The organism is Paraburkholderia sp. HC6.4b, from assembly GCF_014200875.1.
Lineage (GTDB): Bacteria > Pseudomonadota > Gammaproteobacteria > Burkholderiales > Burkholderiaceae > Paraburkholderia > Paraburkholderia tuberum.
In genome coordinates, this window is record NZ_JACHDC010000020.1 from 15,753 (window position 1) to 35,079 (window position 19,327).

Sequence of the window (19,327 nt, forward strand, 5' to 3'; positions counted from 1 at the left end):
CAGACCATCCGGCTAAAACCGCTCGACTCGAAACGGCCGCGGATCGACCAGCGTCTGCTCCCCGGTCATCATCTCGGCGATCAGCCGCCCCGTCACCGGTCCGAGCGTCAGACCATGATGCGCATGGCCGAACGCGAACCACAGTCCCTGATGTTTCGTCGCGGGCCCGATGATCGGCATCATGTCCGGCGTGCAGGGGCGGCGTCCCATCCACGGTTCGGCATCCAGACGTTCGCCGAGCGGAAACAGCGTGCGCGCGATCGGCTCGACCGCGTCGAGTTGCACCGGCGTCTTGGCCGCCTCGGGGCGCGCGATTTCGGCGCCCGTGGTCAAACGGATGCCGCGCGCCATCGGGGCGAGCACATAGCCGTGTTCGACGTCGAGAATCGGATGGTTGAGCCGCGCGCTCCGACGCGGCGCGTAGTGCATGTGATAGCCGCGCTTGACCGCGAGCGGCAGCCGATACCCGAGCCGCGTGCTCGCGCGATCCGACCACGGTCCGAGCGCGATCACCGCCGACTCGGCCGTGATCGCCCCGTCCCGCGTCTCGACCTGCCAGCCTTCACGCAGCGTATCGGCATCGCCGATGAAGAACCGTCCGCCGAGCGCTTCGAAGTACCGCGCGTATGCGGTGACGAGCGCGTTCGGATCGCTGACCGAATCGGATTGCGGATAGCGCAGCCCGCCTTGCAGACGCTTGTCGAGATCGGGTTCGAGCTGTTGCAGGCGCGGCGCGTCGAGCGTTTCGAACTCGACGCCGTACTCGCGATGCCACTGTTCGGCGAGGCTGGTTTCGGCGTCGCGCGCGGCGGCATGGCGAAACACCTTGATCCAGCCGATCGGCCGCAGCAGCGCGCTGGCACCGGCGTCCGCGGCAAGCGCGCGATGTTCGCTGACGCAATGCTCGATCAGCGTCGCGTACGATTTCGCGATTTCCGCGTGCTTCGCCGGATGCGAGTTGCGCCAGTAGCGCCACAGGAACGGCGCAACCTGCAGCATCGCGTCGGCGTGATAGCGCACGTCGGGCGACTGGTTGCGCGCGTAGCGCAGCAGGGTGCCGAGCCCGCGCGGAAACGCGTACGGATAGACGCCTTCGCGCTGGATCAGCCCGGCGTTGCCGAACGAGGTCTCGTTGCCCGCCTGCTTACGGTCGATCAGCGCAACCGCGCGGCCGCGTTTCTGCAGATGCACGGCGACGCACACCCCGACAATGCCGGCGCCGAGCACCACGGTATCGAATTTCATGCTCCCTGTCCGCCTTGCGTGTGTTCTGTGTGTTGTCGACGCTCCGCCGTGTTCGTGCGCGGCGAGGCGCCAGCTTTCATCTTATACAGGGATAGGTCCGCTTCGCTATTGGCAAAAAAGCCGCGCTCGGGAAAACGCCCGAATGCCAGGTTCGATCGGGCAAAACCGTGTCTTTCGACGCACGATCGAGCGGGCGACTTCGGACTCGCTGGCGTCAGCGTGTAGACTGCTGACTTTTTTGCGTCCGGTGGTATGTTGCAAGCCCCTCAGCGCAGCGCCCTCACTGGGCCTGCGCTCGTTCGCTTACTGGCCCGTCTCGCCGAGGCCGACGTCGCCGAATCGCGACAATCGCTGGCGGATCGGCTGAGCCAGTGGCTCGGCTGGACCGACGCGATCGCGTTGTCGTCGGCGCTGGATGGCAAGCCGCCGTCCGTCGCTGGTGGCGCGCGCGCGTTCGGCCGTGCGGAAGAGGAAGAGTGCGCGCGCGTGCGCCGCTCGCTGGTGAGCGCAATCGCGAGCGATAGCGTGCTCGCCGGCTCACGGCGGCGTGGCCCGTCGCCGTCGTCCGCCCGGATGTCGGCGCCGCGCGTGGCGGTCGACACGCAGGCCGACTACGCGGTGTTCCGACAGCGCTATCTCGCGCTTCAGCAGTCGATGGAAACGTCGATCGGCACGTTGCGTGGCCGGCTGCGCGCGCTGCTGGCGACGCAGGCGCCGTCGCTCGCGCGGCTCGCGGTCGTCGATGCGGTGATGGAGCGTGCGCTCGGCGAGCGCGAGCGGAGTTTGCTCGGCGTGGTGCCCGGGTTGCTCGGCGGGCACTTCGAGCGCTTGCGCGAGGGTGAGAAGCGGAGGTTGGCGGAGGCGGAAGCAGCGGCCGAAGTTGCCGCCGATGCCGATCCCACGCGGCAGCAGTCGGCCGAAGTCGAAGCCGGCGCTGCAGCGACGCAGCTGGAAGCAGCCTTGGCTCACGTCAAAGCAAGCACCGCAGCCACGCGGCTCGCCAGGTCGACCGATGGCGGCAACGCTGCCGTGCCGCTCGCGTCCGAGGCGTGGCTCGACGTCTTCCGCAAGGACATGCAGAGCGTTTTGCTGGCCGAGCTGGAGGTTCGTTTTCAACCGGTCGAAGGGCTGCTCGCGGCTCTTCGTGCCTGCTAACTGGGACCCCATGTCCAGATATCGTATCGATCTCGTTGTATTTCTCGCGGGGCTCTCCGCGGCGTGCTGGATCGCCGTCGGTTATGCCGTTTCCAATCCGCTCGCGTTCGTCGTCACGCTGCTGATCGGCGTCTTCTACGTGCTAGGCGCGCTCGAATTGCGCCGCTATGGTCAGGCGACCGCCACGCTGACAGGCGCGCTCGCCGCGTTGTCCGGACCACCGCCGAGCCTCGGCGCGTTTCTCGAACCTGTCCATCCGAGTCTGCGCAATAGCGTGCGGCTGCGCGTCGAAGGCGAGCGCGTCGCGTTGCCGGGACCGGCGCTGACGCCGTATCTGGTCGGTCTGCTAGTGCTGCTCGGCATGCTCGGCACGCTGCTCGGCATGGTGATGACGCTGCGCGGCACCGGCCTTGCGCTGGAGAGCGCGAGCGACCTGCAGGCGATCCGCGCATCGCTGGCCGCGCCGGTCAAGGGGCTGGGCTTCGCGTTCGGCACGTCGATCGCGGGTGTCGCGACGTCCGCGATGCTCGGGCTGCTGTCCGCGCTGTCCCGCCGCGAGCGGCTCGAAGCGGCGCAACAGCTCGACGCGAAGATCGCGACGACTTTGCGCATCTACTCGCAGAGCCATCAGCGCGAAGAAAGCTTCCGGCTGCTGCAACGCCAGGCCGAAGCGACGCCGCTGCTGGTCGAACGTCTGCAGACGATGATGAGCGCGCTCGAACAGCAGAGCGCCGCGTCGAACGAGCGGCAGATCGCGAGCCTCGACGCGTTTTACGGCCGCACCGAAGCCGCCTATCTGCGGCTCGCCGGTGTGATCGAGCAGTCGCTGAAGGACAGCGTGGCCGGCAGCGCGCAGGCCGCCGGCAAGGCCCTGCAGCCGGTCGTCGAAGCGACGATGGCCGGCCTCTCGCGCGAAACCGCCGCCTTGCACGACGCGGTCACCCAGGCCGTGCAGCGCCAGCTCGACGGCATGTCGAGCGGCTTCGCGGCGACCAGCGCGAACGTCGCCGAAATTTGCCACAGCGCGCTCGCCCGACATCGGCAGGCGAGCGACGAGTTGGCCGCGCAACAGCGCGCTTCGGTCGAACGCGTTGCCGAAGCGTTCGAACAGCGCTCGCTCGCGCTGCTCGACGGCGTATCCGCGCGGCTCGAAGCGACGGCGAGCGGCATCTCGCAGGCCTGGGGCGACGCGTTGGCTCAGCAGCAAAGCGCGGGCGACAAACTCGCCGCCAACAACGAACAGGCCTTGGCGCGCGCCGCCGCGACGTTCGAGCAGCATGCCGCGGCGTTGCTGAGCGCGGTCGGTAGCTCGCATGCGAACTTGCAGACCGAACTGAGCGCGCGCGACGAGCAGCGTTTGGGCGCGTGGGCCGAGGCGCTCGACGCGATGGGTGCGAAGCTCAGCGAACAATGGCAGCAGAGGGGTGCGCAAGCCGCCAGCCATCAGCAGCAGATCTGCGTCGCGCTTGCGCAAACGGCACGCGATATCTCCATGCAGACGCAAACGCATGCCAGCGCGACGATCGCCGAAATCGATCGACTGGTTCAAGCCGCGGCTGAAGCACCGAAGGCGGCGACAAACCTGCAAGCCGAACTCGCCGCGCGCGACGAACAGCGCTTCGCGGCATGGACCGAAGCGCTCGCCGCGATGACCGCAAAGCTCGACGAACAATGGCAGCAAACAGGTTCGCAAACCGCGACCCGTCAGCAGCAAATCTGCGACGCACTCGCGCAAACCGCACGCGATATCTCCGCGCAGACGCAAACGCATGCCAGCGCGACGATCGCCGAAATCGGGCGCCTCGTGCAAGCGGCGTCCGAAGCGCCGAAGGCCGCTGCCGAAGTCGTCGCGGAACTGCGCCAGAAGCTCTCCGACAGCATGGTCCGCGACACCGCGATGCTCGAAGAGCGCAGTCGTCTGCTCGCCACGCTGGAGACGCTGCTCGACGCAGTCACCCACGCGTCGACCGAGCAACGCACGGCCGTCGATGCCTTGGTCTCGACGTCGGCGGGTCTGCTCGAACGCGTCGGCAATCGCTTCACCGAACACCTCGAGCACGAGACCGGCAAGCTCGGCACGGTCGCCGCGCAGGTCACCGGCAGCGCGGTCGAAGTCGCGAGCCTCGGCGAAGCATTCGGCGCGGCCGTGCACACCTTCGGCGAAGCGAACGACAAGCTCGTCGCACATCTCGAACGCATCGAAGCAGCGCTCGACAAATCGCTCGCGCGCAGCGACGAACAGCTCGCCTACTACGTCGCGCAGGCGCGTGACGTGGTCGACCTCAGCGTGATGTCGCAGAAGCAGATCGTCGAAGACCTGCAGTTGCTGGCCGCGCAGCGCGCGAGCGCCGGAGCCGACGCGGTATGAGCGAGGACATCGACGGCGGCGTGGAAACCTCCGCGCCGATCTGGGCCGCGTTCGGCGATCTGATGTCGGTGCTGGTCGGCGCGTTCGTGCTGATTCTGGTCAGCGTGATCGGCGTGCAGCTCGAACTGTCGAGCAAGCTCGAGCAGGAGGTCAAGCAGCGCCAGGCTGAAACGCAGCGCCGCAAGACGCTCGAACAGGCACTCGCGGGACCGCTCGCGGCGGGGCGCGTGACGCTCGTCAATGGGCGCATCGGCATTAGCGGCAACGTGCTGTTCGCGCTGAACTCCGCCCAGCTGCAGCCTGAGGGTCGCGCGCTGCTGAAGAGTCTCGCCGGGCCGCTGTCCGCGTATCTGCGCGCGAGCGATCAGATCCTGATGGTCAGCGGCTTCACCGACGATCAACGCCTGCGCGAAGGCAATCGACGCTTCGCCGATAACTGGGAGCTGTCGGCGCAGCGCGCGTTGACGGTTACGCGCACGCTGATCGACGAGGGCGTGTCGGCGTCGTCGGTGTTTGCGGCGGCGTTCGGCTCGGAGCAGCCGGTCAGTTCGAATGCCGACGAACCCGGCCGCGCCAAAAACCGCCGCGTCGAAATCGCGCCGGTGCCGCGGCCGTCGAGTGCGGCGGCAGCGGAGAAGTCCGGTGCTTGACGACGCGATCCACGCGGCTCGCGCGAGGCTCGATGCATGGCGCGCGAGCGGCGCGGCTCGGCTCGATCCGGTGCGCTTTCATCTGCTCGACGCGCTTACGCGGCGCGCGGCACAGCACAGCGGCGAGCCGCGACGAGTGCTCGAGCAACGATTGGCAGGACTGCTGGCCGACTATACGGCCGAGGTCGAGCGTGCCGCTGCGGACGAGAGCGCGTCGCAAGCCACGTCCGGTGAAGCCAACGCGGCCAACGACGCCACGCTCGCGGCGCTGATCGAACGCCTCGCCCGCCACCACGCGCGCGCCGATGCTCCGCGCGCTGCCGCCTATCCCGATCTGCCCGCAGTCGACTACTTCCGCGAAGTCTGGTCCAAACTGCGCACCGAAAAGCAGTTGCGCCAGTCGCTCGCGCAGGTGCCAGGCAACGCGGGGCCGCTCAATTCGAGCAGCCTCGTACATCGCGCGCTGTCGTTGATGCGCGAGCTGTCGCCGGAATATCTGAAGCAATTTCTGTCGTATGTCGATACGCTGTCGTGGCTCGAGCAGATGAACGGCGGCGCACCGCTCGAGAAGGAAGCGCCGCGCGCCGCGACGACCGGCAAGGGCGTTCGCAAGAAGGTGCGCTGATAGGCGCGCTGATGCGCTAACGGCGGTTGGAATTTGCGTGCGCCAAGCCGCCGAAGCGTTCAGTCGAAGTCGAACACATCGAAAATCGAGCGCTTCTTTTGATAGCCGCGATGTTCGTCGCGACGCTCCTTGTAACGCTGCCGCTCGCTTTCCAGGGCACGCTCGCCGCGCCGCGAGCCGTCGCCGTCATCCTGCGCAATCAACTTGTCCAGTTCGCCGCGATCGAGCCATACGCCTCGGCAGTCCGGACAGTAATCGATTTCGATCGAGCGGCGCTCGGTCATCAGCAGATCGGTCGTTTTGCAAACTGGGCATTTCATCACGGCATCACTCCTCGCTGCTTGCCAGACGTTTCGTTTTCGCGCGCCGCGCGAGCATGTTCATCGCCTCGACGAACGCGGAAAACGCCATCGCCGCATAGATATACGCCTTCGGAACGTGCGAGCCGAAACCATCGGCGATCAGTGTCATGCCGATCACGAGCAGGAAGCTCAGCGCCAGCATCACGATGGTCGGATTGCGATCGATGAAGCGCGCGAGCGGCTGCGCCGCGAACAGCATCACCATGATCGACACGATCACCGCGACGAACATGATCGGCAGGTGCTCGGTCATGCCGACCGCGGTGATGATGCTGTCGACGGAAAACACGAGGTCGAGCAGGATGATCTGGCCGATCGCGGCCGCCAAGGTCAACTGCACGGTCGAGCTGGTTTTCGCGGCGAGTTCGTCAGCGGGGATCATGTGCTGACGGATTTCGGTGGTCGCCTTCCACACGAGGAACAGGCCGCCGCCGACGAGGATCAGATCGCGCCACGAAAAGCCATGATCGAACAGCGTGAACGCGACCGCGGTCAGCTTCGTGATCCACGCGATGGTGCTGAGCAGAAGCAGCCGCATCACCAGCGCGAGCAGGAGCCCGATGCGCTGCGCGCGCGGGCGTTGCGCTTCCGGCAAGCGGTTGCTGAGGATCGAAATGAAGATCAGGTTATCGATGCCGAGCACGATCTCCATCACGATCAGCGTGACGAGCGCGGCCCACGCGGCTGGATCGGCAACGAGTGCGAACAGGGAGTCCATGAGGTGGCGGAATCGAGTGCGCCGCGAGCGGCGGAACCGCCATCATGGGCCTATTCGCGGTTCGAATGAACCAGTGATAACCTGAACGACGTTTCGGATTTTTCGAAGTATCGGATTAGCATGCTCAACTATCGTCACCTGTACTACTTCTGGATCGTCGTGAAGGAGGGCGGCTTTGCGCGCGCGGCCGGGCGGCTCGACATGGCCGTGCAAACGATCAGCGCGCAGGTGCGCGAGCTCGAGAAAGCGCTTGGGCGCCAGCTGTTGAAGCCGGCCGGGCGCGGCGTCGCGATGACCGAGGCCGGCGAGCAGGCGTTCGATCGCGCGGAGCAAATCTTCCAGCTGGGCGAGGCGTTGCTCGACGAGATGCGCGAAGCGAGCGGCGCGGACTCGGTGCGGCTCGCGGTTGGGCTGTCGGATGGGATTTCCAAGCTCGCCGCGCATGCGTTGCTCGCGCCGGTGCTGGCCACGCCGTCGCTCAGGCTGCTGTGTCACGAGGGGGAGCCCGCGCAGCTGTTGTCGGAGCTTGCGCTGCATCGGCTCGATCTGGTGCTCGCCTGTCAGCCGGCGCCGCACGGCGCGGATCTGCGCGTGCTGAGCCAGCGCGTCGCGGGCTCGCCGGTCGACTGGTACGGGCCCGCGCAGGTCGTACGCAAGTCGGCGCGCGACGGCTTTCCGCTCTGTCTCGCGGACCTGCCCGTGCTGCTGCCGACCCGTCACGGCGCACTGCGCGCGCGGCTCGACCGATGGTTCGAGTCTCAGGGAATCAGGCCGCGCGTCGTCGGCGAATTCGAGGACAGCGCGTTGATGGCGGTGTTCGCGGCGCGCGGGCTCGGCGTGTTTCCGCTCGCCGAACTCGGCGCCGAAGATCTCACGTTATTGAGGGGCTTGCGCTGGCTCGGCCGCGCGGACGGCGTGATCGAGGAGATTCACGCAATCCGCTCGCGACGCGGCCAGCATCATGCGCTCGCGTCGCAGGTGATCGCGGCGGCGCAGTCGTGAGGGCATTGCACTGTCGCGGCGCGCCACGCCTGCGCCGCGCGAGATCAGAACGCGTGACGCATGCCCACCGTCACCGCGACTCGCGTATTCGTCGACGACGGCGGCAGCGTGTCGATCATCGCGTGCGACAACACCGAATCGGCCGGCGGGCCCTGCGCGTACGAAAGGCCGAAGCCGTACGAGCGGTTGTTCGCGAAGTTGCCGGCCTTTGCTGAACGAGTTCATCGTCTCGAACGTCAGACCGTGGTAAAGCGAAATCGGAGCAAATACGCGCCCATCTGCGGGAATTTGCGCACATCGTGTAGAGACCGTAAGCGTCGTCAAGGGCGACGAGCCGCCCTGGCCGTTTCATCGACACATGGCATAGTGATTGAACCCATCATCACCGGAGGCCGGCATGCGCATCCAGACATCCTTTCTTTTCGACCTCGACGGCACGCTCGTCGACAGCGTCTATCAGCACGTGCTGGCGTGGAAAGAGGCGCTCGACAGCGAAGGTATCCCGCTGTCCGTCTGGCGTATCCATCGCAAGATCGGCATGAGCGGTGGGCTGTTCACGGACCAGTTGCTGCGTGAGACACACGGCGAGATCAGCGTCGAACGCGCCGAACGGCTGCGGCACGCGCATGCGGCCGCCTATCAGCGGATGCGCGCCCAGGTCTGTCCGCTGCCGGGCGCGCGCGAACTGCTCGACGCGCTGACCCAGGCCGGCACGCCGTGGGCCGTCGCGACGAGCGGGCGGATGGAAACCGCCGCGCTGAATCTGGCGGCGCTCGGCGTCGATCCGGCAAAGGCGGTCGTCGTCACGCGCGACGACGTCAAATACGCGAAGCCCGATCCCGACCTGTTCCTCGCCGCGGCCGAGCGGCTCGGCGTATCGATCGAGCACACGGTCGTGGTCGGCGACAGCATCTGGGACATGCTTGCGGCCCGCCGCTGCCGCTCGCTCGGTGTCGGCCTGCTGTCGGGTGGCTATGGCACCGAGGAACTGGAGCGCGCGGGGGCGTTGCGCGTCTACGACGATCCGGCCGATCTGCTCGCGCACCTCGACGAGGTGGCGTCGCGGCCGTGAGCCCCGCGTCGCTCAGGGTTTGATGATGGGCGGCTCCGCGGCGGGCTGCGTCGGTCCCACCTTCGACGATTCGCGGACCAGCCGATCGGTCATCGCCGACGCGACCGGATTCGTGCCGCGGCCGCTACCCGCGCCAGCCCCCGGGGGATTGGCAGACTGCAACGGCACGGTGACGCCGGACGGCATCGGCAGCGACGGGTCGGGTTTCGCCGATTCCTTGACCAGTTGGTCCGTCAGCATCGCGGCGACCGGGTTGGCGCCATTCGGGTGCGTGTCGTCGCGCCGGCGGGCATGGGTCTGGTCGATGCGCGGCCCGTACTGCGGCCTCGGTTGAGCCTTTTGCTGTGCGTACGACTGCGACTTCGAGGGGGCGTGCGCGCCTGCGGCCGGATTGGCCGCGGGCGGCGCCGCGTTATCGATGCGGCCGCTCGCGGTCTGGCTCGACTGGGGCGTGACGCTCGGCACGGGCGCGGCCGCTGTGGCGGGCAGGGACGGGGCGGGGGCGGGCGCCGCAGCAGGCGCCGCAGCAGGCGCCGCAGCAGGCGCCTGAGCGGCGCCCGGAGCCGGAGTGGCCGACTCCATTTGCGGCAGCGCCGATTGCGGCGCGGGCGGGCTCACGGGTTGCGCAGGCTTCACGCTGGCGCCAGCGGCACGCGTCGCATCGGTCTGCGGTTCCGATTCCACCGCGCCGGTGACGCTGCGGGTCACCGCGCCGGTCACGGCCGGCGCCTGATCGTCCCTGGGGTACAGCAGATAACCGGCGACGCCCGCATCGACCACGAGCAGCCCGACTATCATCATCTTGCCGGTATTCGTCATATCTAAGCAACAACCATTAAGCAACTGCGATTGACTGATGATAAACGACCATTTCGACATCGACGCTTCTTGTCGGCATATTGCGGCGCGTCACGATGATTGATGTCCGAACGGACCTGGCACGAACGGCGCGCGCTTGCCGCTAAAGTCATTCGCCGGCACGACGGAAGCGGACATTTTTTCCGCATGCCGCGATTTTCTTTTTCGACCAATTAGTCCCCCGCAATTGCGCGGCCGGCGCCTGCAGGAATGCGATTTAAGTTGTGCCGCCAATGCGTGGAGCCTGTACTATACGAACCAATGCAGACGACCGGCAGCCACGGTTCGATTATCCGACGTGTGAAAGCGACTTGCAGCGACTGGCTCGCAGCGCACATGCCGGCAGGCCCGCGCCAGGCTGCGGCACCCGAGACGCGCGAACAGCGACGGCAGGCGGTCACCGGTAGTAGCGACAAGAACCCATTGATCATGCGGACCCGCGGGCGAGGCATCGCCCGGCATTCCTTGGGCAGTCGCTTGGCGAAACGTCAGATCGACCGACCAGTCGGTCGGGGACCTTCGCGGCGGCGTGAGAAACACGTGAAGATATGAACAACTTTATTCGACCTCCCGTTTTTTATCCGTCCACAGTAGTTTTCGTCGACGATAACGACAGCTACCTCGACGCGCTCCGCCGTTTCTTCCCGGGCACCTACACGAACCTGTTTTTCACGCGTCCGCAAGCGGCCCTCAACTACATCCGCCAGCACGCACGCGAGAATTCGCTCGAATTCGCGGCAGCGTCGGCGTGTCTGAGCGAACCGGGCGTCGAGCGCTTCGTCGAGACCTCGGCGGAGCGCGACATCGTCGCGCAGCCGTCGCGCTTCGAGGAAGTGGCGGCGGTCGTCGTCGACTACGACATGCCGGGCATCGGCGGCGTCGAGTTTTTGTCGTCGATCTCGCACCTGCGTTGCGCGAAGGTTTTGCTTACCGGCGTCGCCGATGAAACCGTCGCGGTGAAGGCCTTCAACGCCGGCATCGTCGACCTGTACCTGCGCAAGACCGACGCGGATTCGGCCAATCGCCTCACGCACTTCCTGAAGGACGCCAAAAGCCGCCATTGCGCGGAGTCGGGCTGGCTCGCGCTCGGCGAAAACGGCATGACCTACTGCGATCCGCGCACGCGCAAGATGATCGACGAAGTGGTGGCCGCTCAGGGCATCGTCGAGTATTACTGGCGGCCCGAGCAGAACGTGATCCTGATGTTCGACGCCGCGGGCAACCCGAGCGTGTTCGTCGCGTGGGCCGAGAACGACTGGATCTCGCAGGGCGAGATCGTCGCCGACGAGGGTGGCCCGTCCGACCTGCTGCGCCAGCTCGCCACGCGCGAGGTGATGCCGCTGTTCTGGCCGGACCTCGCGTATCGTGGCGGCATGAAGTTCCGGTCGCTGACGCCCCAAAGCATTCCTGGCTGGGACGACGCGTTTTTCGGCTGGACCCGCATAGAGCCGGCCGAGGTCGGCCTCGATCTCGTCACGTTCGCGCAGTGGCGCGGCGACCACAATTGCTGAGCCGCGATAACGCGCCGGGCGCGGCGGTGCATATCGCCGCGCTAATGGCGTGCGTTTTCGCGGAGAAATTCGCATACAGCCCTGTGCATGGCCTGCACGCCGGGGCTTGTTTCAAGCGCGCGCCAGCATCCATGCACGAGCCCCGTGCCGACCAGCAGCCGGGCATCTCCACCAGCTTCGCGAATCCGCTCGACGAACACGCGCGCGTCGTCGCGTAGGGGGTCGTGCTCGGCGCCGATGGCCAGCGTCGGCGGCAGCCCGTCGAAGCGGGTTGCGGCGAGCGGGATCGTCCACGCGGGGCCGGGCGTTGGGTCGGCTTCCTCTCCTTTTCCCCAGTAAGCGTCGCGAAACTTATGCACGTCCGCGAGCGTCAGCATTGGCGCATCGGACTCGGTGTCGCGCGCGGGCAATTGCGGCTCGGTGCCGAGCATCGGATAGACGAGCGCGATGCCGCGCACCCCGCTCGCACATTCGTCACGCAGGCGTAGCGCGACGCTTGCCGCGAGCGTGCCGCCGGCGCTATCGCCCGCGAGTTGCAATGCGGCGCGCTCTGGGAGGTCGAACGGCAGGCGGTGGTTCAACGCGGCACGCGTGATCGCGAGGCAGTCGTCGTGCGCGGCCGGCGCGCGATGCTCAGGCGCGAGCCGGTAGTCGACCGCGATCACGTCGAGGCCGGTGTCGGCGGCGAGGCGCGCCGTCACCATCTGATGACTGTTCAGCGAGCCGAGCACGAAGCCGCCGCCATGAAAATACAGCACCGTGCCGCGGATCGTGCCGTGTTCGCTTGCCTTCGCTCGATGCCGGTAGAGCCGTAGCGGGATCGCATGGCCCGCGTCGGTACGAAAGCTTGCGTCCCGTGTGGTGAGTTCGCTGGGCAGTGGCGGCGTCAACGTCGCGGCGTAGCGGTCATACAGCTCGCGCTGTTCGCGCGGCGTCATCGCCGCGTGATGCGACGGATAGAGCGCGCTCGCTCGTTCGATAAAGGCGGCGATTTCCGGCTCGAGCATGGTCACTCCGTTTGAGTAGTGTTTCCCGTTTGCGCTGCGCATGGCAAAGCGATCACACGTCCCGCGAAACGCGCCGGCGGCAATGCCGCATGGGCTTGCGCGAGTTCGTGTACGCGCGCTTTGACGTCCGGATCGAAAGCAACGCCGCGCGGTCCGCTGGTATCGACGTGCAGCAGCATCTGCTCGCCCGCGGCGACGGGGCCGGTGCGTTGGCCTTGCGTCGTGTCCAGCGCAAACATTTCGAAGTACACGTGAATACGTTTCGCGTCGTAGCCGAGCACGCGCATGTCGACACGCACCTGCGTGCCTTGTTTGATTTCATGCAGATAGTTGAGATGCGCCTCGAGCGTGTAGATCGAACGATGCCGCTCTTTGCGCACCGCATCGGGCAGGCCGATCAGATCGATCAGCCCGTCGACCGCGAGACTGAAGATCAGCAGGTAGAACGCGTCGCGCATGTGGCCGTTGTAATCGACCCATTCGGCGCGCACGCCGTCGCGGTAAGAGGGCAGGGCAACGGGATGCGACATGAGCGTCTACCTCCTCGATCGAATGCGATGGCTGCGGCGCGTCGTTGGGCGTTATCAGTGTAGTGCATCGCGTTGAGGCTGCGCCGGAACGTGGTGGCCTCGAATTGTGGCCGCTATAGCAAAAGTGAATTCATGGTTCAGGGCTTACTACGTGGCTCGACCGGCTTCTAAACTGCCTTAACCGCTGCGGATGGCCGATGGTCGCACCAGGCTCCGCGGCAATCGCATGAAGCCATCTCGGGAGGTTGGAAATCATGAAGTCCATCAGGTCGCTGATCGAAGCAGGGGCTATCGCCGCTCTCGTTGCCGCGCCGTTCGCGGCGTTTGCCCAGTCGAATCCGGCCGATCAGCCGCTCGCGCGCGCCCAGGTCCGCACCGAACTGATTCAGCTCGAAAAGGCCGGTCATGATCCGTCCAATGCGAACGTGATCGACTATCCGGCCAATATCCAGGCGGCCGAAGCAAAGGTCGCGGCGCAAAACCAGGCTGCGCAGAATAGCGGCTACGGTGCGCCGTCGAATGGCTCGTCGCAGCGCAGTGGCCGCACCGATTTCGCGCCGACTTCGTATTCCGTGCCGGTGGTGAATTACACGCGTTGATTGCAGCGTGTACAACTAACGTCACTTCCGAAGTGAAGCAACGCGACGCCGTCGAATCTGACGAGCGGCGCGGTCGACAGCACGGGCTGAGGCTTCGGTTCACCGTTCGTCGTGAGCCCGACGGGCGCGGGCACCGACCAGCAGCGCATCCTCGGTGCGGGCGCGACCTACGATTTCGGCTTCGTCAACCTGCTCGTCAGCGCCGAAAGGCGAGCGAGACGATGCCGCACGACACGAGCGCGATGCCGGGCGCGGCGAGCGGCTTCAGCACTTCGCCCGCGAACGCTAGTGCGCCGACGAACACGAGCATCGGCGAAAGACCGCGCGCAATCGGATAGACCTGACCGAAATCGCCGCTTTTGTACGCGCGAATCAGCGCGAGCAGATAGCCCCTCGAGCACTGCCGACGCAACGATATACGGCCACGCGGTCAGCACCGGCAGCGGCAGCAACAAGGCTGGAATGGCGTTTTGAATCCGGCTGCTCAGTGCCGCGCGCGCGAACGCGCGCCATCCTCAGATCACCCGTTCACGCAGCCACGCCGAGCCGAGATCGATCACCGTCACGACGACGATCACCATGATCATCACCGCGGCCGTCTGCGCATAGTTGAACGAGCGGATCGCTTCGTACAGCACGACGCCGATGCCGCCCGCGCCGACCATGCCGACCACCATCGCCGAGCGCACGTTCGACTCGAAGCGATACAGCGCGTACGAGATCCACAGCGGCAGCACTTGCGGCAGCACCGCATAGACAATTTCGTCGAGGCGCGTCGCGCCGGTTGCGCGCACGCCTTCGGCCGGGCGCGGATCGATCGCCTCGACCGCTTCTGCGAACAGTTTGGCGAGCACGCCCGTCGTATGCACCCACAGCGCGAGCACGCCGGCGAACGGCCCGAGGCCGACCGCGACGATGAACAGCATCGCGAAGACCATCTCGTTGATCGCGCGGCATGCGTCCATCAGGCGGCGCATCGGCTGCACGACCCACTGCGGCGCGAGATTGTGCGCTGACATCAGGCCGCAAGGCACCGCGCAGACGAGGGAGAGCGCGGTACCCCAGATCGCGACCGCCAGCGTCACGTACATCTCGTGCACGTAGCTGCGCCACTCGGTGAAGTCGGGCGGGAAGAAGTCCGCGGCGAACTGGCCCATGTTGGCCGAGTCGCTGAGCAGATCGAGCGGCCGCATGTCGGCGCCGTGCCACGCGCCGCCGAGTACCGCGAGCACCGCGATCCAGCCGAGCAACGACCACCAGCTGCGCTTGCCGGCACGATCTTTATCTTGCGCCGTCCGCGCGGCGGCCGCTTCGCTCGCGCGCGCGGGCGACGTGCTCAGATCGGCGGAGTTCATTGCTTCGACTGTGCGTTGCTGAGCGCGCTCAGCTTCGCGTCGAGAGCGGCCAATTGCGTCTTGCGGTCGCTATCGGACAGATGTGCATCGTTCTCGATCTTCTGCTTCTGCTGGAACAGCACGATCTCGCGAATCGGCAGCAGTTGCCGATCCGACGATGCCTCGAAGCCGCTGTACTCGGTGATGCCGGCCATCACCGCTTTTTCGTGCAAATCGGTTTTCGCGTAGTTCAGGAAGAACTTGCGCAGCTTGTCCTTCGTCGCTTCCGGCAGATCCTTGCGCCACACGAGCGGGTCCGAAGGAATCAGCGGCGAGGTCCACAGCACGCGCACCTGCGCGAACTTGTCCGGATGCTCGCGCTTGAGCGTTTCCATCATCATGCTGTTGTTGGTCGCGATGTCGATCTTGTTGTTGACGACGGCCAGCAGATTCGCTTCGTGGCTCGACGGCAGCACGCTCTTGAACGACGTGTAGACCGGCGCGTTGTGCTTCGCGAACAGGTAGTAGCCAGGCACCAGCGTGCCCGACGTCGAGTTCGGATCGCCGAACCCGAGCGTCACGCTCTTCGTGTCCTTGAACACGTCGTCGAGCGTCTTGAAGCGGCTGTTCACGTTGGTGATCAGCAGCGAGTAGTAGCCGCTGTCGCCGTTCGCGTGCTGCGCTTTCGCGAATACTTCGCCACTCGAACGATCGACGGCTTCGATCGCCGACGCGTTGCCGAAATAGCCGACCTGCACCTTGTTGAAGCGCATGCCTTCGATGATGCCCGCGTAATCGGTCGCGAAGAATGCCTTCACGTTCAGGCCGGTCTGTTTCTTCATGTCATCGATCAGCGGTTCCCAGCGTTGCTTGAGCACCGCCGACGAATCGGTCGAGATGATCCCGAGGTTGATGTCCTCGGCGTGGGCCGCGGTGATGCAGGCAAAAGCGGCAGCGCCGGCCGCGAGCGTGATCAGGGAGCGCAGGAATTTCATCGGTTGAGATCCGGTTGAGTGGACGGAGAGAATCAAAAGCGCGCGACAGCGTGCGCGGTTCAGTTCGACGGCGCGGCGTTCAACGCGAACGCGTAGCGCGCGGCGGCGGTGTCGGGGGCGTCCGGCTCGTCGTGAGTTTCGTCTGCGTCGTGCGTCGCGTCATCGAGCAGTTCGCGCGCATCGCCGCCGTAGAGTTTCTTTAGCAGCGCCGGTGTCAGCGCACTGGAAGGGCCGTCGTAGACCACCTTGCCGCGACGCAGCGCGACCGTGCGCGGGCAGTACTGCAGCGCGATGTCGACCTGATGCAGCGACACCAGCACCGTGATCCGGTGCTCGACGTTCAGCGCTTGCAGCATGTCCATCACGCGGCGCGACGACTCGGGATCGAGCGAGGCAATCGGCTCGTCGGCGAGCACGATTTGCGCACGTTGCACGAGCGCCCGTGCGAGCGCGGCACGTTGCTGTTGACCGCCCGACAGGTTCGCGGCCCGCTCGCGCGCATATTCGCCGATCCCGACCTCGTGCAGCGCGGCCCGCGACAGCGCGCGTTCCGCGCGCGGGAAGCGGCCGGAGAGACGGCGCCACCACGGCAGGCGCGCGAGCGCGCCGATCAGCACGTTGGTTTCGACCGACAGCCGGTTCACCAGATTGAACTGCTGGAACACGAAGCCGATGTCGCGGCGAATGCTGCGCACCTCGCGCACGATGCGGCCGTTCTGCTGGATCGGCCGGCCGAGAATTTCGATTTGCGACGGCTGCGCGTCCGACGCGGTAAAGCCCGCGATATGCCGCAGCAACGTCGATTTTCCCGAGCCGGACGCGCCGATCAGCGCGACCATTTCACCGGGCGCGACGCGCAGATCGATTTCGTCGAGCGCTTTGCGGCCGTTACCGAACGTCTTGCTCAAACGCTCGATTCGAATAGCTTCACGGATCGCTTCCATCTGTATTCCCTCTTGCATCCGGCCACTGCCGGCAGGTGTGGGCACATTCTAGGAAGCGACTGTGACGGTTGAGTGAAGGCATCGCAACGTCTAGACGACTACATCTTTGTGCGTCGCGTTTTCCGCTGTGTCATGTGTCGTCAGGATGGCAAAACGAAGTCATTGCGAAGTCAGTGATTCGAACGGACAGTGACATACGGATGACACGATTCGCGTGCACACGTGCGCGCTCGCGCGTGCTGACACACAGCCAGGCTATAGTGCGGGTTTTCCGGCCGTCCTTAATAATCCCGACACTCCGGTCACGCCGTCATGCCGACTCCTTTGAGCTTTCTTCCGGACAGTTTTGCCGAATATGAAGATCTCAAGTCGATACTCGACCAGGGCAGGGCGAGCTTCGAAATCCGCGCGGTCTGCGAGACCGAGGTACGCGGCCGGCGCTTTTCCGTCTACACCGCGAGCATCGGTTCATCCGATCCGCTCGCGCCAGCCATTGGCTTTTTCGGCGGCATTCACGGGCTCGAGCGAATCGGCTCGCAACTCGTCCTCGACTATATGCGCGCGCTGCTCGCTCGGCTCGAATGGGACGAATTGCTGGTGCGGCAATTGCAGTCCATCCGGCTGATCTTTTTACCGATCGCGAATCCCGGCGGCATGTGGGCAGCGACGCGCGCGAATCCGCGCGGCGTCGACCTGATGCGCAACGCACCGCAAGACGCCGACGCGCGCGTGCCGCTGCTGGCGGGCGGGCAGCGCGTCGGCGCGTGGTTGCCCTGGTATCGCGGCCGCGCGGGCGAGCCGATGGAGGTCGAGGCGGCCGCGCTGCTGCATGTAGTCGAGACGCAGCTCGCCGCGCGGCCGTTGAGCATCGCGCTCGATTGCCATTCCGGCTACGGCTGGAGCGACAGCATCTGGTTTCCGTACGCCCGAACCCGCCGGCAGATGCCGCATCTGCCCGAAATGTACGTGTTGAAGAGCATGTTCGAACACGCGCATCCGCATCACGGCTACACGTTCGAGCCGCAAAGCCATCAGTATCTGCTGCACGGCGATCTGTGGGACTACGCGTATGACCGCACGCCGGCGCCGAACGTCTTTCTGCCGATGACGCTCGAACTCGGCTCGTGGCTGTGGATCAAGAAAAATCCGCGGCAGTTGTTTTCGCGGCAGGGCATGTTCAATCCGGTCATGGAGCATCGCACCGCGCGCGTGCTGCGGCGCCATGCGAACCTGTTCGACTTCCTCGCGCGCGCGGCGTTTTCGGCGCAGCGCTGGCTGCCGCAAGGCAACCGTCGCGAGCAGTTGCTGCAAAGCGCGCTCGATCACTGGTACGGGCCGGATCGCTTATGAGCACGTGGATTCTGCTGCGCGGACTGACGCGGGAAACGCGGCATTGGGGGCGCTTGCCGGCGGCGTTGCGCGAAACCCTGGGTCAAATTTCGGGCGATCGCTTGCGCGATGCAACCCCAGCCGCAACGAGCACGACCGGCTTGCGTTTGCTGCTGCTCGACCTGCCTGGCAACGGTGAATACGTGCGGCGGCGCGCGCCCGCGAGCGTCGCGGGCATGGTCGCATTCGTGCGGCAGGCAGCGCTCGAAACGGGTGTGCCGGGCCCCTACAACGTGCTCGCGATGTCGCTCGGCGGCATGGTCGCGACCCACTGGGCACAGCGTCATCCCGGCGAGATCGAACGGCTCGTGCTGATCAATACGAGCATGCGGCCATTCAGCCGCATGCACGAGCGGCTGCGGCCGTCGGCGTGGCCTGGTCTGCTCGGCGTCGCGGCGCATTGGAGCGATGCCGCCGATGCCGAGAGCGGCATCCATCGACTCACGTGCAATAACCTCCGCACCTTGGGCGCGGATCTCGCTGCCTGGACCGCGATTCGCCGCAGCGCGCCGGTGAGCCGCGCGAATGCGCTGCGGCAATTGTGGGCGGCCGCGTGCTTTAGCGCGGCGGCCGCCGCGCCGGAGTGTGCACTGCTGATTCTGTCGTCGGATGCCGATGGGCTCGTCAACCCGGTCTGTTCGGCGAAGCTCGCGGCGGCGTGGGGCGCGCCGCATCGCAAGCATCCGTGGGCCGGCCACGATCTACCCCATGACGATCCCGCGTGGACGGCCGCGCAGATTCGCGCGTGGCTCACCCAGCGCGCCGAGAATAGCGATGCGGCCGCGCCGGCACCGGCGCCCGCAAAGCCCGAGCGTTGAGCCGCGCACGGCGTTGCCGCGCCGCAGCGATGCTAGATGCTATGTGGGAGGGCGGCGATTCTTCGACGACCGGTCAGCGGGTATTACCTGACTGCGCGAAACGGCCGTATCGCGTACGGCAGGCGCATAATTCCAAGTCAGACGT

At 66.0% G+C, this 19,327-nt stretch carries 19 protein-coding genes and 1 pseudogene; 10 read left to right on the forward strand and 10 right to left on the reverse strand.

What is annotated here, in order from left to right; all coding sequences use genetic code 11:
* Positions 1 to 12 precede the first annotated feature (12 nt).
* Positions 13 to 1,245 carry an FAD-binding oxidoreductase gene (locus tag HDG34_RS27690; protein ID WP_184064204.1) on the reverse strand — a complete coding sequence of 411 codons (1,233 nt, stop codon included), beginning with the start codon at positions 1,243 to 1,245 and terminating at the stop codon, positions 13 to 15.
* Between the two features lie 252 nt (positions 1,246 to 1,497).
* Here HDG34_RS27690 and HDG34_RS27695 point away from each other — a divergent pair, with 252 nt between their 5' ends.
* From HDG34_RS27695 to HDG34_RS27710, 4 genes are read left to right on the forward strand one after another with little or no spacing between them, the layout of a single operon-like run.
* Positions 1,498 to 2,400, forward strand: a complete 903-nt coding sequence (locus tag HDG34_RS27695) for a DUF3348 domain-containing protein (protein ID WP_184064206.1) — start codon at positions 1,498 to 1,500, stop codon at positions 2,398 to 2,400.
* Between the two features lie 10 nt (positions 2,401 to 2,410).
* Entirely contained in the window at positions 2,411 to 4,768 is a 2,358-nt protein-coding gene (locus HDG34_RS27700; RefSeq protein ID WP_184064209.1) for a DUF802 domain-containing protein, read from the forward strand.
* On the forward strand, positions 4,765 to 5,418 hold the full coding sequence (locus HDG34_RS27705) for an OmpA family protein (RefSeq protein WP_090807091.1): 654 nt from the start codon (positions 4,765 to 4,767) through the stop codon (positions 5,416 to 5,418). Before HDG34_RS27700 ends, HDG34_RS27705 begins: the two co-directional genes overlap by 4 nt.
* Positions 5,411 to 6,043 carry a DUF2894 domain-containing protein gene (locus tag HDG34_RS27710; RefSeq protein WP_184064212.1) on the forward strand — a complete coding sequence of 211 codons (633 nt, stop codon included), beginning with the start codon at positions 5,411 to 5,413 and terminating at the stop codon, positions 6,041 to 6,043. Before HDG34_RS27705 ends, HDG34_RS27710 begins: the two co-directional genes overlap by 8 nt.
* Positions 6,044 to 6,102: 59 nt before the next feature.
* On the opposite strand, the gene HDG34_RS27715 is transcribed toward HDG34_RS27710, so the two are convergent.
* Together HDG34_RS27715 and HDG34_RS27720 are read right to left on the reverse strand one after the other, a co-directional pair.
* The gene (locus HDG34_RS27715; RefSeq protein WP_184064215.1) at positions 6,103 to 6,363 is read right to left on the reverse strand and encodes a zf-TFIIB domain-containing protein; all 261 of its coding nucleotides are present in this window, start codon (positions 6,361 to 6,363) and stop codon (positions 6,103 to 6,105) included.
* 7 nt (positions 6,364 to 6,370) lie between these two features.
* Positions 6,371 to 7,123 (reverse strand): TerC family protein, encoded by a 753-nt coding sequence (locus tag HDG34_RS27720; protein ID WP_090807084.1) that lies wholly within the window; start codon positions 7,121 to 7,123, stop codon positions 6,371 to 6,373.
* Between the two features lie 120 nt (positions 7,124 to 7,243).
* On the opposite strand from HDG34_RS27720, the gene HDG34_RS27725 reads away from it, so the two are divergent.
* Positions 7,244 to 8,125, forward strand: a complete 882-nt coding sequence (locus HDG34_RS27725) for a LysR family transcriptional regulator (RefSeq protein WP_184064218.1) — start codon at positions 7,244 to 7,246, stop codon at positions 8,123 to 8,125.
* Positions 8,126 to 8,522: 397 nt separating this feature from the next.
* The gene (locus HDG34_RS27730) at positions 8,523 to 9,197 is read left to right on the forward strand and encodes an HAD family hydrolase (RefSeq protein WP_018423463.1); all 675 of its coding nucleotides are present in this window, start codon (positions 8,523 to 8,525) and stop codon (positions 9,195 to 9,197) included.
* A 12-nt stretch (positions 9,198 to 9,209) separates the two neighbouring features.
* Here HDG34_RS27730 and HDG34_RS27735 read toward each other — a convergent pair whose 3' ends face one another.
* On the reverse strand, positions 9,210 to 10,016 hold the full coding sequence (locus HDG34_RS27735) for a hypothetical protein (RefSeq protein WP_184064221.1): 807 nt from the start codon (positions 10,014 to 10,016) through the stop codon (positions 9,210 to 9,212).
* Positions 10,017 to 10,603: 587 nt separating this feature from the next.
* Between HDG34_RS27735 and HDG34_RS27740 the strand changes: the two genes are divergently transcribed.
* Complete coding sequence (locus HDG34_RS27740; RefSeq protein ID WP_184064225.1) at positions 10,604 to 11,566, forward strand: response regulator; 963 nt, start codon at positions 10,604 to 10,606, stop codon at positions 11,564 to 11,566.
* Positions 11,567 to 11,607: 41 nt separating this feature from the next.
* Here HDG34_RS27740 and HDG34_RS27745 read toward each other — a convergent pair whose 3' ends face one another.
* Together HDG34_RS27745 and HDG34_RS27750 are read right to left on the reverse strand one after the other, a co-directional pair.
* Positions 11,608 to 12,573, reverse strand: coding sequence for an alpha/beta hydrolase (locus tag HDG34_RS27745; protein ID WP_184064228.1), 966 nt, complete (start codon positions 12,571 to 12,573; stop codon positions 11,608 to 11,610).
* 2 nt (positions 12,574 to 12,575) lie between these two features.
* The gene (locus HDG34_RS27750) at positions 12,576 to 13,103 is read right to left on the reverse strand and encodes a thioesterase family protein (protein ID WP_184064231.1); all 528 of its coding nucleotides are present in this window, start codon (positions 13,101 to 13,103) and stop codon (positions 12,576 to 12,578) included.
* Positions 13,104 to 13,357: 254 nt separating this feature from the next.
* Here HDG34_RS27750 and HDG34_RS27755 point away from each other — a divergent pair, with 254 nt between their 5' ends.
* Entirely contained in the window at positions 13,358 to 13,702 is a 345-nt protein-coding gene (locus HDG34_RS27755; RefSeq protein WP_184064234.1) for a DUF4148 domain-containing protein, read from the forward strand.
* Positions 13,703 to 13,901: 199 nt separating this feature from the next.
* On the opposite strand, the pseudogene HDG34_RS27760 reads toward HDG34_RS27755, so the two are convergent.
* The 4 genes and pseudogenes from HDG34_RS27760 to phnC all read right to left on the reverse strand — a co-directional run.
* A pseudogene (locus tag HDG34_RS27760) lies at positions 13,902 to 14,154 on the reverse strand (EamA family transporter); the annotation flags it as partial.
* Positions 14,155 to 14,217: 63 nt separating this feature from the next.
* The gene (phnE, locus tag HDG34_RS27765) at positions 14,218 to 15,057 is read right to left on the reverse strand and encodes a phosphonate ABC transporter, permease protein PhnE (RefSeq protein ID WP_184064237.1); all 840 of its coding nucleotides are present in this window, start codon (positions 15,055 to 15,057) and stop codon (positions 14,218 to 14,220) included.
* The gene (gene phnD / locus HDG34_RS27770) at positions 15,054 to 16,031 is read right to left on the reverse strand and encodes a phosphonate ABC transporter substrate-binding protein (protein ID WP_184064240.1); all 978 of its coding nucleotides are present in this window, start codon (positions 16,029 to 16,031) and stop codon (positions 15,054 to 15,056) included. Before phnD ends, phnE begins: the two co-directional genes overlap by 4 nt.
* Before the next feature lie 59 nt (positions 16,032 to 16,090).
* Entirely contained in the window at positions 16,091 to 16,975 is an 885-nt protein-coding gene (gene phnC / locus HDG34_RS27775) for a phosphonate ABC transporter ATP-binding protein (RefSeq protein ID WP_184064243.1), read from the reverse strand.
* 312 nt (positions 16,976 to 17,287) lie between these two features.
* On the opposite strand from phnC, the gene HDG34_RS27780 reads away from it, so the two are divergent.
* Both HDG34_RS27780 and HDG34_RS27785 read left to right on the forward strand, forming a co-directional pair.
* Positions 17,288 to 18,325 (forward strand): M14 family zinc carboxypeptidase, encoded by a 1,038-nt coding sequence (locus HDG34_RS27780; protein ID WP_184064246.1) that lies wholly within the window; start codon positions 17,288 to 17,290, stop codon positions 18,323 to 18,325.
* Complete coding sequence (locus HDG34_RS27785; protein WP_184064250.1) at positions 18,322 to 19,182, forward strand: alpha/beta fold hydrolase; 861 nt, start codon at positions 18,322 to 18,324, stop codon at positions 19,180 to 19,182. Before HDG34_RS27780 ends, HDG34_RS27785 begins: the two co-directional genes overlap by 4 nt.
* The last annotated feature ends 145 nt before the right edge of the window (positions 19,183 to 19,327 follow it).

Excerpts from the sequence above, each read along its gene's own strand:
- HDG34_RS27725 (WP_184064218.1), top strand. The coding sequence starts at position 7,244 with ATGCTCAACTATCGTCACCTGTACTACTTCTGGATCGTCGTGAAGGAG.
- HDG34_RS27750 (WP_184064231.1), bottom strand. The coding sequence starts at position 13,103 with ATGTCGCATCCCGTTGCCCTGCCCTCTTACCGCGACGGCGTGCGCGCC.
- phnC (WP_184064243.1), bottom strand. The coding sequence starts at position 16,975 with ATGGAAGCGATCCGTGAAGCTATTCGAATCGAGCGTTTGAGCAAGACG.
- HDG34_RS27705 (WP_090807091.1), top strand. The coding sequence starts at position 4,765 with ATGAGCGAGGACATCGACGGCGGCGTGGAAACCTCCGCGCCGATCTGG.
- HDG34_RS27695 (WP_184064206.1), top strand. The coding sequence starts at position 1,498 with ATGTTGCAAGCCCCTCAGCGCAGCGCCCTCACTGGGCCTGCGCTCGTT.
- HDG34_RS27740 (WP_184064225.1), top strand. The coding sequence starts at position 10,604 with ATGAACAACTTTATTCGACCTCCCGTTTTTTATCCGTCCACAGTAGTT.
- HDG34_RS27755 (WP_184064234.1), top strand. The coding sequence starts at position 13,358 with ATGAAGTCCATCAGGTCGCTGATCGAAGCAGGGGCTATCGCCGCTCTC.
- HDG34_RS27690 (WP_184064204.1), bottom strand. The coding sequence starts at position 1,245 with ATGAAATTCGATACCGTGGTGCTCGGCGCCGGCATTGTCGGGGTGTGC.
- HDG34_RS27745 (WP_184064228.1), bottom strand. The coding sequence starts at position 12,573 with ATGCTCGAGCCGGAAATCGCCGCCTTTATCGAACGAGCGAGCGCGCTC.
- HDG34_RS27720 (WP_090807084.1), bottom strand. The coding sequence starts at position 7,123 with ATGGACTCCCTGTTCGCACTCGTTGCCGATCCAGCCGCGTGGGCCGCG.
- HDG34_RS27780 (WP_184064246.1), top strand. The coding sequence starts at position 17,288 with ATGCCGACTCCTTTGAGCTTTCTTCCGGACAGTTTTGCCGAATATGAA.
- HDG34_RS27730 (WP_018423463.1), top strand. The coding sequence starts at position 8,523 with ATGCGCATCCAGACATCCTTTCTTTTCGACCTCGACGGCACGCTCGTC.
- phnE (WP_184064237.1), bottom strand. The coding sequence starts at position 15,057 with ATGAACTCCGCCGATCTGAGCACGTCGCCCGCGCGCGCGAGCGAAGCG.
- HDG34_RS27785 (WP_184064250.1), top strand. The coding sequence starts at position 18,322 with ATGAGCACGTGGATTCTGCTGCGCGGACTGACGCGGGAAACGCGGCAT.
- HDG34_RS27735 (WP_184064221.1), bottom strand. The coding sequence starts at position 10,016 with ATGACGAATACCGGCAAGATGATGATAGTCGGGCTGCTCGTGGTCGAT.
- HDG34_RS27700 (WP_184064209.1), top strand. The coding sequence starts at position 2,411 with ATGTCCAGATATCGTATCGATCTCGTTGTATTTCTCGCGGGGCTCTCC.
- phnD (WP_184064240.1), bottom strand. The coding sequence starts at position 16,031 with ATGAAATTCCTGCGCTCCCTGATCACGCTCGCGGCCGGCGCTGCCGCT.
- HDG34_RS27715 (WP_184064215.1), bottom strand. The coding sequence starts at position 6,363 with ATGAAATGCCCAGTTTGCAAAACGACCGATCTGCTGATGACCGAGCGC.